At 72.6% G+C, this 12,369-nt stretch carries 11 protein-coding genes; 5 read left to right on the top strand and 6 right to left on the bottom strand.

The annotated features are described in order from the left end of the window. Positions 1-74: 74 nt before the first annotated feature. The 3 genes from DB32_RS41090 to DB32_RS41080 all read left to right on the top strand — a co-directional run bounded on the left by DB32_RS41090 (position 75) and on the right by DB32_RS41080 (position 4,020). Positions 75-1,037, top strand: a complete 963-nt coding sequence (locus tag DB32_RS41090) for an AraC family transcriptional regulator (protein ID WP_075098158.1) — start codon at positions 75-77, stop codon at positions 1,035-1,037. Between the two features lie 197 nt (positions 1,038-1,234). Next, positions 1,235-3,769 (top strand): intermembrane phospholipid transport protein YdbH family protein, encoded by a 2,535-nt coding sequence (locus tag DB32_RS41085; protein WP_053238121.1) that lies wholly within the window; start codon positions 1,235-1,237, stop codon positions 3,767-3,769. Next, positions 3,766-4,020: a hypothetical protein gene (locus DB32_RS41080; RefSeq protein WP_053238120.1), complete on the top strand. Its 255-nt coding sequence runs from the start codon at positions 3,766-3,768 to the stop codon at positions 4,018-4,020. Before DB32_RS41085 ends, DB32_RS41080 begins: the two co-directional genes overlap by 4 nt. Before the next feature lie 102 nt (positions 4,021-4,122). Here the strand turns inward: DB32_RS41080 and DB32_RS41075 are convergent, their stop codons facing one another. The 3 genes from DB32_RS41075 to plsX form a co-directional block, all read right to left on the bottom strand. Next, positions 4,123-4,965: a 2OG-Fe(II) oxygenase gene (locus tag DB32_RS41075; RefSeq protein ID WP_205627124.1), complete on the bottom strand. Its 843-nt coding sequence runs from the start codon at positions 4,963-4,965 to the stop codon at positions 4,123-4,125. Positions 4,966-5,048: 83 nt separating this feature from the next. Continuing rightward, positions 5,049-5,549: a nuclear transport factor 2 family protein gene (locus DB32_RS41070; protein ID WP_053238119.1), complete on the bottom strand. Its 501-nt coding sequence runs from the start codon at positions 5,547-5,549 to the stop codon at positions 5,049-5,051. A 3-nt stretch (positions 5,550-5,552) separates the two neighbouring features. Continuing rightward, complete coding sequence (gene plsX / locus DB32_RS41065) at positions 5,553-6,572, bottom strand: phosphate acyltransferase PlsX (RefSeq protein WP_075097752.1); 1,020 nt, start codon at positions 6,570-6,572, stop codon at positions 5,553-5,555. A 59-nt stretch (positions 6,573-6,631) separates the two neighbouring features. Here plsX and DB32_RS41060 point away from each other — a divergent pair, with 59 nt between their 5' ends. Both DB32_RS41060 and nhaA read left to right on the top strand, forming a co-directional pair. Continuing rightward, positions 6,632-7,843: an MFS transporter gene (locus DB32_RS41060; protein ID WP_053238118.1), complete on the top strand. Its 1,212-nt coding sequence runs from the start codon at positions 6,632-6,634 to the stop codon at positions 7,841-7,843. A 148-nt stretch (positions 7,844-7,991) separates the two neighbouring features. After that, positions 7,992-9,356 carry a Na+/H+ antiporter NhaA gene (nhaA, locus tag DB32_RS41055; RefSeq protein ID WP_476707533.1) on the top strand — a complete coding sequence of 455 codons (1,365 nt, stop codon included), beginning with the start codon at positions 7,992-7,994 and terminating at the stop codon, positions 9,354-9,356. Here nhaA and DB32_RS41050 read toward each other — a convergent pair whose 3' ends face one another. The 3 genes from DB32_RS41050 to DB32_RS41040 are packed head-to-tail and all read right to left on the bottom strand — an operon-like array spanning position 9,357 to position 12,327. After that, complete coding sequence (locus DB32_RS41050) at positions 9,357-9,926, bottom strand: TVP38/TMEM64 family protein (protein WP_053238116.1); 570 nt, start codon at positions 9,924-9,926, stop codon at positions 9,357-9,359. After that, complete coding sequence (locus DB32_RS41045; RefSeq protein ID WP_205627123.1) at positions 9,923-10,351, bottom strand: PaaI family thioesterase; 429 nt, start codon at positions 10,349-10,351, stop codon at positions 9,923-9,925. The genes DB32_RS41050 and DB32_RS41045 overlap by 4 nt, the downstream gene beginning before the upstream one ends. After that, positions 10,348-12,327: a hypothetical protein gene (locus DB32_RS41040; protein WP_053238114.1), complete on the bottom strand. Its 1,980-nt coding sequence runs from the start codon at positions 12,325-12,327 to the stop codon at positions 10,348-10,350. Before DB32_RS41040 ends, DB32_RS41045 begins: the two co-directional genes overlap by 4 nt. Between the last annotated feature and the right edge of the window lie 42 nt (positions 12,328-12,369).

Raw genomic sequence — 12,369 nt, 5'->3', positions numbered from 1 at the left:
CCGCCGTGACCGACGACGCCAGCACGCCTGACCTTCCGCGCCAGCCCACCACGTGGGGTCGCACCCTCGCGGCGATGCTCGATCGTTCGCGCGCGCTCGGGCTCGACCCCGACGCGCTCCGGCGCGCTCTCGGCGTCGACGAGACCGTGCTGCGCGATCCCGACGGGCGCGTGCCGCTCACCGCGCTCTACGATCTCGTCGAGCGTGTGATCGACGACACCGGCGATCCGCACGCCCACCTCCGGCTCGCGCAGCAGCTCGACGTCGAGGCGTTCGACGCGCTGGGCCTGCTCGTGATGTCGAGCCCGACGTTCGGCGTCGCCCTCGAGCGCACGCTCGAGTACCAGCGCGTCTTCGCGGAGGGCGAGCGCTACGACGCGATCACCACCGAGCGCGCGGTGCACGTGCGCTACGTGCCGTGGGGCCCGCCGCGCCCGGCCCACGTCGCGATGGCCGACGTCTTCGCGCGCGATCTCGCGGTGAACGTCGCGATGGTCACCGGCGCGCCGATCCCCGGGGTGCAGGTGCGGCTGCGGCGGTCGACGCCCTCGGATCCCGCGCGCTGGGAGGCGCTGCTCGGCGTCCGTGCCGAGCTCGACGCGCCGGTCGACGAGGTCGTGCTCCCGAAGGACGCGCTCGACGTCGCGATCCCGCGCGCCGACGCGGTGCTCGCGCGCTTCTTCGCGCGCTACCTCGACGCGCGCCTCGCGAAGCTGCCCGCGCCCTCGTGGACCGCGCGCGCCGAGCGCGCGATCGAGGAGCTTCTGCCGCGCGGAGAGCCCACGCTCGCCGCGCTCGCCCGCCGGATGCACGCGAGCCCGCGCACGCTGCAGCGCCGCCTCGACGACGAGCGCACGACCTTCGGCGCGCTGCTCGACGCGGTGCGCCGCTCGCGCGCGCTCGCGCTGGTCGAGGCGGGCGTGTCGATCGCGGAGGTCGCGTGGATGCTCGGCTACTCCGAGCCGAGCGCGTTCCACCGCGCGTTCCGCCGCTGGACCGGGGAGACCCCCGCGACGTGGCGCGCTCGCCGCTCTTGAACGATCGTTCAAGAACTGCGCGTCACCCACCGCGCAGCGCGGTTCGCACGCTCGAGCCGGTGCCCAGCGGCCGCGCACACCGGCCGATCGGGTGGGGCGCTCCGGTGCGCACCGATCCGAACGGACGGGGCGGCCCTGCGAGAGCGTCGCTCGTGCATTGCGATCAGCACCTCGCGTCCGTACACCGAGGCGCCCAGATGCGTAAGTCGCTTCGCAGCAGCACCGCGGAGCCGCCGCCTCGTCGCAAGGGCGCGCGCATCGGTGGGATCTCTCTCGCGCTCGTCGCGCTGTCCGCGCTGGTCTGGCGCGCGCTCGAGGTCGAGGTTCCGGCGCTCGTCGCGTCGCAGGTGCGCGGCGAGCTCGCGGAGCTCGGGCTCGAGGACGCGCAGCTGCGGGTCGAGCACGTCGGGCTCGACGGCGTGCGCTTCGCGGACGTGCGCCTCGCGCCGGACCTCGAGGCCGAGTCGATCGACGTCGCGTTCGATCCGTTCGGTGATCGCGGCATCTCGATGACGATCGAAGGCGCGCGCTGGTCGACCGCGCTCGACGAGGACGCGCTTCGTGAGAGCACGCCCGCGCGGCTGCTCGCGCGCGCCGAGCCGCCGCGCGACGCGGGCGGCGGCGGCCCCGCGATCGATCACGTGCGCATCGAGCGCTCCCACGTCGTGCTCGCGCGCGCCGACGGCGCGCCGATCGACGTCGCGATCGAGGGCGAGCTCGCGCCCGGCGACACCCGCGGCGCCATCGTGCTCGAGACCGAGGCGCTCGGCGTCTGGGCGATCTCGATGCACCCGCGCGCGCACACGCTGCAGATCGAAGCGCGCGCTGCGTCCGGCGAGACGCTCGACCTCGAGATCGTCCAGCGCGACGACGCGGTCGCGTGGTCGCTCGACGGCACGCTCCCGCGCGCGATCGCGACCCGCCTCGCGCCGGCGATCGAGCTCTCGGCGCCGCCCTCGCTGCGCGCGCGTGGCACCGCGCGCGGCACGACGTGGACGCTCGACGACGGGCACCTCGACGTGCACGTCGCGCGCGCCGCGCACGAGATCGCCGAGGTGCAGGACGCGCACGTGGTGCTCGACGCGACGGGCGAGCTCGCGCCCGGCCTCGCGCTCGACGTGCGATCGCACCTCCACCTCGCGAGCGCGCGCATCGAGGACGTCCGGCTCGAGCGCGCGGTGCTCGCGCCGCGCCTCGACGTGGAGCGCGCGATCGACGGATCGATCGTCGCCCACGCCCGCACCGACGTCGGCGTGAAGCTCGGCGCGTTCGCGCTGGGCAGCGAGGGCTCCGAGCTGCGCCTCCACGACGTCGCGCTCGCGCTCTCGCCGCGCGGCGATCGTCCGATGATCGCGCGCACGAGCGCCGGCGAGGTGCAGATCACGCTGCATGCGCGCGCGCGCTCGCCGCGCGGCGACGGAGTGCTGCGCGCGTCGGACGTCGGCGCCGAGGGCGACGTCGACGTGGTGCTCGGTGATCGGCCTTCGCTCGCCGCGCCGCTCGCGATCCGCGTCGCGCGCCTCGCGCAGCCCGATGCCGAGCTCGCGATGCGCGACGTGCGGCTCGAGCTCCCGATCGATCTCGACGAGCAGCGCTCGATCCGCGCGCGGGGTCGCGGCCGCGCGCGCCACACCGCGTGGGCCGGCGTGGCGCTCGGCGCGAGCGAGGGAACGCTCGCGCTCGAAGGCGATCGGCTCGCGCTGACGCTCGATGGTCGCGCGAGCGCGCGCGCTCCGTACCACGTCGACGTCGCGCTCGGCATGGAGAGCGGCCGCGGTCACGTCGACGTCGAGGTGCCGACCGAGCCGATCGACGCGAACGACGCCCTGCATCGCGTGTTCGTGGAGCACTGCGGCGCGCGCATCGTGGGGCGCGCAGGCGTGTCGCTGCACGCGCTGCTCGGTCCCCGCGCCGGCGCGGGCGAGGGCCGCGTGACGTTCGAGGACGTCGCGCTCGAGAACGAGTCGGGCCAGCTCCAGGCGACCGGCGTGAACGGCACGCTCGAGCTCGCGCACCTCGATCCGCCGGTGAGCGCGGGCGCCGATCGCGTTCGCTGGGACGCGCTGACGCTCGGCGGCACGATCTCGCTGCGCGAGGGCAGCGCGCGCATCCACTTCGCGCGCCCGCCGCACGCCGGCCGCACCGCGTCGGGCACGGTGCGTCGCGAGATCGTGATCGCGGGCGCCGAGGCCGCGGTCGGCGGTGGTCGCGTCGAGGTCGCGCCGTTCCGCGTCGATCCCGAGGCGCCGAGCCTCGCGCTCGATCTCACGCTGCGCGGCATCGAGCTGCAGCGCCTCGCGACGGCGGTCTCGAGCGGTCGCGCGAGCGGCACCGGTCGGCTCGACGGAAGCATGTCGCTGCGCGTCGATCTCGTCTCGGCGACGCCGCGCATCGTGCTCGGTCGTGGTCGCCTCTCGGCGCGCGGTCCCGGCCGCGTGCGCATCCGTGAATTGCCGGCGTCGGCGACGCCCGCGCGCGGCCTCGATCAGCTCCGCGACGGCGAGTGGATCGAGCAGCGCGTCCTCGCCGCGCTCGCCGACTTCGAGTACTCGCGCCTGGCGTTCGAGCTCCAGGGCGAAGAGGGGACGACGCGCCTGCGCGCGCGCGTCCAGGGTCGCGGCGCGCGCACGCCGCAGGAGCTCGATCTCACTCTCCAGGTCAACGGACTGCAGCCGGTGCTCGATCGGAGCCTCGTGCTCCTCGGCAGCCGGCCCTCGCAGGAGCCTTCATGAAGACGTCGTCGATGTCGTTCGTTCGCAACGCTCGCCGCGCGCTGGTCGCGCTCGGGCTCGTCTCGCTCCCGGTCGTCACGTCCGGGTGCTTCTCGCACGCGGTGCGTGTCGAGCCGATCTCCGTCGCGCCGGTGCAGGTGACGATGGACGTGAACCTGCACGTCGACGACGAGCGCGCGGCCGCCGAGCCGGGTGACGCAGCCCAGCCGTCGACCGAGCAGGCGACGACCGCGACGCCCGACGAAGGCTGATCGCGCCGCGCTCGGTCGCGTGCTCGAGCACGATCGAGCACGTCGGACGAGAACGAGAGCGCGTACGGTCGTCTCGGGGCCCCACCCGCCGCACGCCGGGGCCTATCCCTTGCGAGACCGAACGAACCCCGCGCGCCGAATCGCGTCCAGCAGGATCGGCGGGAGCAGGTTCTCGCCGACCTCGCTCAACGTCAGCGGGATCGACTCACCGGGTCGTCGCTTGAAGATCGTCGTGTGCGACGCCGCGACCTCCGACGCCGGGCGCCCGTTCGAGTAGTAGTAGAGCGCGAGCGAGCGACGCTGGCGCTCGGCCGGGCACTGCAGCGGATCGGGGTGACCGTGGTTCGCGAAGTCGGTCGTGTTGAACACGACCATGCGGTTGAAGAGCGGCGCGATCTTGTGCTCCGCCTTCTTCATCTCGGTGTCCCAGAGCTCCAGGTGCCCGCCCCACGCCTCGTCCCAGTCCTTGTTGAGATAGACGAGCACGTTGATGCGGCGATCGAGCTTCAAGAGCGTGTGCTTGTTGAAGTCGACGTGGACCTTGAGCATCCCGCCGCGCTCGATCTGGTGCAGGCCGCCGCCCTCGTACCACGGGTCCGGCACGAGCCCGCGGATGCCCGTGAGCTCTTCGAGGAACTGGATGAACGGCGCCGAGTTGAGCTCGTGCAGGAAGAGACGCGTCGTCGGTCCGAGCCGCTCCTCGTCGCGCGATCCGAGCTTCTTCTGCAGCGGATCGTCGTAGCGCTCCCAGCCCTCGGTGCGCGGCGACGGGAACTCCGAGAGCACGCGCTCGAGCAGCTCGGTCGGGAAGAGCCCGTCGATGACGGTGTGAGGGAACGGCGCGTTCTCCTGGTGGACTGTCGCGCGCTCGCGCGCGACCTCGAGCAGCGCGTCGCGATCGAAGAAGAAGGGCAGCGCCTCGGCGGGCTTCATCACCGGCTTCACGTGGACCTCACCTTGCTCCCGGGATCCTTCGCAGTCCGTGGACCGCTCGCGCCCGATGTACACCCGAGATCCCGGATCGTCGATCACCCCGGCCACGGCGGCGCGCCGCGCGCACGGCGGATGCGCACCCAACGCCACGCGAGCGCCGGACGGCGCAGCACGTACGCGACCACCCGCAGCGGATCGAAGTACGCGCGACGCGCGGTCACGACGCCGTCGGTGAGCATCAGCACGTCGACCGAGGGCCACGAGAGGTCGCGCGTGTGGAACGTCATCGAGATCCAGACGTGGTCCTCGCTCGCGCCCCACGCGTGCACCTCGGCGCGCAGATCGGGAAAGAGCGCGAACGTGCGCCGGAACGCGGCGTACCCCGCTTCGCGTCCTCGCGTACGCCCGGCGAGCGGCGCGATCAGCTCGACGTCCGGCGAGAAGGGCTCGAGGAAGCGGAACCCGTGTGCCGGCGGATCCGCCCAGATCCGCGTGAACCAGTCGACGATCTCGTTCGGGGCCATGTGCTCGTCGTGGATCCCGACGAGCGATGCGTCGAACGCATCGCGCGCATCGGAGCGATGCGCCGCGCGCATGGCTCAGGCGTTGGCGAGCGCGGTGCGCATCGCGCTCACGAGGTCGGTGCGCGCGGTGATCGTCGCGACCTTCAGCGCGTTCGCGATCGCGCGCTCGGTGCTGCGCCCGTGCGCCTTGATGCACAGCCGATCGAACCCGAGGATCGGCACCCCGCCGTACTGCTCCCAGTCCGTCACCTCGCGCACCTTCTGGATCGCGGGCGCGAGCAGCGCGAGACCGGCCTTGTAGCGAACGCTCGCCTCCCCCGCCGCGCGCGCCAGGCGCATCACCGTCTCGCTGATGCCCTCGAGCATCTTGAGCACGATGTTCCCGGTGAACCCGCCCGTGACCACCACGTCCGCGGTGCCGCGCGGGATGTCCATCCCCTCGATGTTCCCGATGAAGTCGATCTGCGTGCTGCGCGACAAGCGCGCGTGCGCCTCGACGATCGCCGCGGTGCCCTTGCTCGCCTCGCTGCCGATCGAGAGCAGCGCCACGCGCGGCCGCGGGTTCTTCGAGATGCGCTGCGCGTACGCCGAGCCCATCAGCGCGAACGCGACCAGATCGTCCGCGCTCACCTCGAGCGTCAGCCCCGCGTCGAGCAGCAGCGAGAAGGGATCGCGCTTCTCGCCGCGACGTCGCTCGGTCGGCACCACCGCGCCGAGCGCGGCACGCCCCACGCCCGGCAGTCGCTCGAACGTGCGCGCGCACGCGAGCGTCACCGCGCCGGTGTTGCCCGCGCTCACGAGCACGTCCGCCTCGCCGCTCTTCACGAGGCGCGCCGCGACGAGCACCGACGCGTCCGGCCGCGCGTCGAGCGTCTCCTTCGGCTTGTCGTCCATGCCGCACACCTGGCCCGCGTGCGCGACGCGGATCTTCGACGGGTCGTGCTCGCGCTTCGCGAGCTGGGCGCGGATCGCGCCTTCGTCGCCCACGAGCACCAGCTGCGGCGCGCTCGGCGACGTGCTGATCGTCGCCGCCCCACCGACCGTCGCCTCGGGCCCGTGATCGGAGCCCATCACGTCGAGCGCCACGCGGATCACGACGCGCAGCGTACACGCCTCGACACGAATCGTGCTCCACGTAGGATGTCGCCCTCCGAATGGGCCTCCTCTTCGTCACCATCTTCAACAGCATCCTCGGGCTCTCGGTGCTGTTCCCGGTGATCGGCCCGCTCGGTCGCGATCTCGGCCTCTCCGACACCCAGATCGGCGCGCTCTCGACGAGCTACGCGCTGATGCAGCTCCTGCTCTCGCCGTGGTGGGGCAAGCGCAGCGAGACCGCGGGGCGCAAGAAGATCCTCCTCGTCGGCGTGTGCGGGTTCGCGCTCGCGTTCGGGCTGCTCGGCGCGGCCGCCGAGGTCGGCCGCATGCAGGTCGTGCCGCCGCTCGCGCTCTTCGCGCTGATGCTCGGCGCGCGCGTGATCGGCGGCGCGTTCGCGAGCGCGATGTTGCCCACGGCGCAGGCGTACGCCGCGGATCTCACGACGCGCGAGAACCGCACGTCGGGCATGGCGGTGATCGGCGCCGCGTTCGGCCTCGCGATCATCTTCGGCCCGGTGATCGGCGGCACCGTCGCGCACTTCTTCGGGCTCACCGCGCCGATCTGGCTCTCGACCGCGTTCGGCGCGCTCAACGCGATCCTCGTGTGGGCGCGCCTGCCCGAGCCGCCTCGTCGCGAGCCCAGCGAGCGTCCGCCCGCGCGCCTCGGCGACGTCGCGCGCCGCGCGTGGCCGCTCCTGCTCGTCGCCGCCGTGACGACCGGCGCGACCGTGCTGATGGAGCAGACCGTCGCGTTCCTCGTCGAGGATCGGCTGCACCTGACGCGCGAGGACACGCCGCTCTGGATGGGCGGCGCGCTCTTCGTCTACGGCGTGGTCGCGGTCGCGGTGCAGGGCGGGCTCGCGCGGCGGATGCGCGTCGCGCCGACGACGTTGGTGATCGCGGGGCTGCCGATCACGATCGCGGGGCTCCTCACGCTGATGCTCGCGCGCGAGTACGGATGGATCGTGCTCGGCATGGGCCTGCAGGGCTTCGGTCAGGGGCTCGCACTGCCCGGCGTGACGAGCGCGATGTCGCTCGCGGTGCACGACGACGAGCAGGGCCAGGTCGCGGGGCTCAACAACAGCGCGCAGGGCCTCGGTCGCCTCTTCGGCCCGCTGGTCGGCACCGCGCTCTACGAGCTGCACCAGGAGCTGCCCTACGGCACCGGCGCGGCACTGATCGGCATCGCGCTGCTCTTCGTCGCGGCGAGCCCGCAGATGCGCGCGATCGCGCGCCGTCATCGCGAAGAAGCGACGCCCGAAGTGGGCTGACGAGCTTGCGCCTCGTCGGCGCGTCCGCTACTCGTGAACGCTCGTTCCACAACTCGTCGGGTGCGGTGTCGTCGCCGCAGGTCACCCCGGCTGGTCGGGCCGCCAGCCGCTCCGAGCCTCGTGCTCGCGGAGCGGCATGTCTCGATCGATCCATCAGCGCACCCCATCGTCCGCGCCTCCCGAGGCGTGGCAGCCGATCCGCCGCGCGGTGCGCACCGTGACGCGCCCGGTCGAGGCGTTCCTCGCGACCGAGGTCGCGAGCGGCGCGATCCTGCTCGTCGCGACCACCGCCGCGCTCGTCTGGGCGAACTCGCCGTGGGCCGCGCGCTATCACGCGCTCTGGGCGACGCCGATCGGCGTGCACCTCGGCGGCACCACGTTCGCCGCGTCGCTGCACTTCGTCGTGAACGAGGTGCTGATGACGTTCTTCTTCTTCGTCGTCGGCCTCGAGATCCGTCGCGAGATCGCGCGCGGCGAGCTGAGCGAGCCGAGACGCGCGGCGCTGCCGCTCGCGGCGGCGCTCGGCGGCATGCTCGTGCCGGCGGCCGTGTACCTCGCGCTCAACGCGGGGCGCACGACCTCGTCGGGCTGGGGCGTGCCGATGGCGACCGACATCGCGTTCGCGGTCGGCGTGCTCACGTTGCTGCGCGATCGCGTGAGCCCCGGGCTGCGCATCCTCCTGCTCGCGCTCGCGGTGATCGACGACGTGGGCGCGATCCTGGTGATCGGCGTCTTCTACTCGTCGGGGTTCGACGCGACCGGGCTCGCGCTCGCCGCGCTCGGCGTCGTGGGGATCCTGCTGCTGCAGGCCGCGGGCGCGCGACGCGCGCTCGCCTACGTGATCCCCGGCGCGGCGGTGTGGCAGGGGCTGCACGCGGCGGGGGTGCACGCGACGCTCGCCGGGGTGATCGTCGGGCTGATGACGCCCACGCGCGCGTGGTACGGCAGCGCGGAGCTCGTCGCTGCCGCGGAGCGCGCAGCCGCGTCGCTCGGCCACGATCACCTCGACGCGCTCGATCACGCGCGGCGCGAGTCGGTCGCGCCCGTCGACGCGCTCCAGCACGCGTGCCACCGCTGGGTCGCGTTCGTCGTGATGCCGCTCTTCGCGTTCGCGAACGCCGGCGTGAGCATCGGCGCGACCGAGATCGCGGCCGACGCGGTGTGGATGTCGTGGGGCATCGCGCTCGGGCTCGTCGCGGGCAAGACGATCGGCATCGCGGGCGGGAGCTGGCTCGCGGTGCGGCTCGGGCTCGCGACGTTGCCGCGCGGCGTGACCTGGCGCGGCGTGGTGACGGTCGCGCTGGTCGGCGGCATCGGGTTCACGATGAGCCTCTTCGTCGCGGAGCTCGCGTTCGAAGGCGCGCTGCTCGAGGCCGCGAAGCTCGCGATCCTCGTCGGCTCGATCTCCGCGGCGGTGCTCGGCCTCGTGTTCGGGCGCGTCGCGCTCACGCGCATCCGCGACGTCGACCAGGCCGCGACCGAGTCGGAGGCCGAAGCGTCGACGACGCACTGATCAGCGCGCGAAGAGCCAGTCGAACGCGAACGCCGCGATCGCGATCACCGGCACGAGCCCGAGCATCGAGCCCACGAGGTAGTCGCGGAAGCGCACCTTGCTCATGGCGAGCGCGTAGTTGAGCGCGGGCAGCATCTGCACGAGCAGGCGCAGCACCGCGATCGTCACGATCGGTCGCTCGTCGAGGTGCGCGAGCATGCGCTTCAGCATCGGTCGCTGGACGTCGCCGAGCGGCTGACCTCCGACCGTGCGCACCACGTAGAACGAGATCGTCAGCGACACGAGCGCGCCCACCATCCCCGCGGCGAAGCCCATCACCGGCCCGTACGCGAGGATCGCCGCGGCGACGAACACCATGCCCGGCACGTGCACCAGCTCGCCGACCGAGAACATCGCGAGGTACGCGAGGAACCCGAGCGCGCCGAGCTCGAGCATCGTCGCCTGGATGCGCTCGCGCGTGAGGTGCTCGGTCACGCCGGTCGCGTGACCGATCGCGATCAGCGCGACCGTGAGCGCGATCAGCGCGCCGATGCGCAGCCACTTGGTGCGCGCGGGCTTCGTGTCGCTCACGGCAGTGCGTAGCTGCCCGTCGCGTGCGCGACGAGCGGTCCATCGACGCTCGAGATCTCGATCGTGCCGACCGCGATGCGCCGTCCTGCGCGCAGCACCGTCGCGCGCCCGATCAGATCCCGCGGCTCGGGCTTGCGGAGGAAGTGGATGGTGAGATCGCTCGTCACCGCGAGCGGCTCCATCCCGATGCGCGTCAGCACCGCGGCGTAGAGCGCGGTGTCGGCCAGCGTCATCATCGTGGGCCCGTTGATCGTCCCGCCCGCGCGCAGCTGCTGATCGGAGAACAGCAACCGGATGGTTGCGCTTCCCCAGTCCAGCTCCTGCACCCGGAACGGCAGGATGCGCGTCAGCGGGATCGTCTGGTGAATCAGCGCCTCGAACTCCGCGGCCTCGATGCGCGGCCGTCGCTCCTCGTGCTCGCTCACGATCCGGTGCACTCGCCGGCGAGCTCGATCGACATCACGCGCGGCGCGACGCGGCGGTCCATCGTCACGAGCCGGATCTCGACCTCGATGATGCGTCCCTGCGGGATCGGGCCGGGCGGGCCCGCGAAATTCGCGATCGGCGCGGGGAAGGGCCCGATGAACGTCGCGGCCTCGACCTCCTCGGGCGTGTTGCCGACGCGCACCCAGAGCGTGACCTCGGTGCTCGCCGGGATCTCCGCGTTGACGCGCGCGCCGAGCCAGCGCTGCGATCCGAACTCGCCCGCCTCGCACCCGGTCTGGCGGAAGCGATAACGCCCGCGCGGCTCGGCGAAGACGTTGAGCCCGAACCCGATGAAGTCGCTGTACGTGTAGGGATGGAGCCCGACGCCGTGCTCGATCCAGGCGCCGGTCATCGGATCGAGGCGCGACGCCGAGTTCGTCCCCTGGCAGATCGCCCACACCGATCCGTCGAACGACACGCCGACGCCCACCGGCTGGCGTCCGGTCGGGATGCGGTGCGTCGCGACGTGCGAGAGGTCGCTGAGGCGCAGCTGCTCCACGCGATCGCTGAGCGCACCGGTGAAGGCCTGCGACTCGTGGCTGATGCCGACCCAGAGATACATCTCGTCGGCCGCGACACCGCGCGGCGTTCCGCCGAGCGGCAGCGTCGCGCTCTCCCACGTCATCGTCGCCGGGTCGTAGCGGAGGATCGGCGGATCGCTCGCGCTGCTCGCGATGTAGATGCGACCGTCGGCGTCGACGGTGATCCCATACGCCTGCAGGTTCGGCGGGAACCCCGCGTCGGGCACCGGCGCGGCGGGCGTGAACGTCGTGCCGCCCGCGTCGACGTAGCCGAGGATGTCGCGCCGCGCGCCGCTGCGATCGACGAACCAGATGCGGCCCATCGAGTCCGACACCGCGCCGTAGGGCTGCAGGTTGTTGATCGCGACGCAGTTGATCGTGCTGCCGTCGACCGGGCTCAGCCGACACGCCTGACGCCCCTCGAACGTGCCGACCCACACGTCACCGACCAGCGCGTCGGGCGGCGCGACGCCGATCGCGAGCGCGCGCGGCCACGCGTTGTCGGCACCCACCGCCGTGGTCCACAGGATGCACTCGTCCTCGACGCCGACGAACTCCGCCGTCGCGATGTCGATCGTCCCGTCGCCGTTCAGATCGCGCGAGGTGTCGATCACCCCGTTCGCGTTGCGATCGACGCAATCCTCTTCGCGGTTCGCGACCTTCGTGACCGTGCCCTGCGCGTAGAACGCACGGTTCGCGACGTACGCGTCGAAGTTCTGATCGACCGCGGTGCGCGAAGGACAGTTGCCACCGGTGCGCGTCCACGCGCACATCTCGTTCCACGGCCGCGATCCCGCGGGCGCAGTCGCGCCGACCGTGGGGTACCGCGCGAGCTCGCGGTTGGTGCGCGAGTCCATCTTGCTCACGGTGCCGTCGTCCATGTTGGCGACCCACACCGAGAACGACGTCGCCTCGGTGCGGCCGAGCGTGAGCGCGCCCGACGGATCGACGATCACGCCCTCCGAGTTCGTCCCGTCGGGCATCCATCCACCGGCCCCGGGGATCGTCTCGACGTCGCACGAGGGACTGCACGAGCCGCCGCAGATCTCGACGAGCCCTTCGTCGGTGCGGGTGTCGCAGTCGTTGTCGACTCCGTCGCAGCGCTCGGGCCCGCCGCGCGTCTCGTCCATGTCGTCGCAGTCGACGTCGGAGCAGCGCCCGTCGCCGTCGAAGTCGACGCATGCGCCGCCCGAGTCGCCCGACGCGTCGAGCCCGGGCCGCGCGCCGTCGGTGCGCGCGACGCACGTCCCGTCGATGCACTCCTGCGTGCTGCGGCAGTCCGTCGAGCTCTCGCACGCGTCGCCCGGCGGATCGCCGCCGCAATCGCACCCCGCGACCAGCGAGGACAAGAGCGAGATGCTTGCGAGCGCACGGAGCACGAGAGCGCGATGCATGCGGAAAACGGTACCAGAACGCGCGCGCTCGCAGTGACGAGG

Origin of the sequence: Sandaracinus amylolyticus, from assembly GCF_000737325.1 — a bacterium.
Classification (GTDB): Bacteria; Myxococcota_A; Polyangia; order Polyangiales; family Sandaracinaceae; genus Sandaracinus; species Sandaracinus amylolyticus.
The sequence above is the reverse complement of the archived record's forward strand: the minus strand, read 5'-3'. Positions and strand labels throughout refer to the sequence as shown.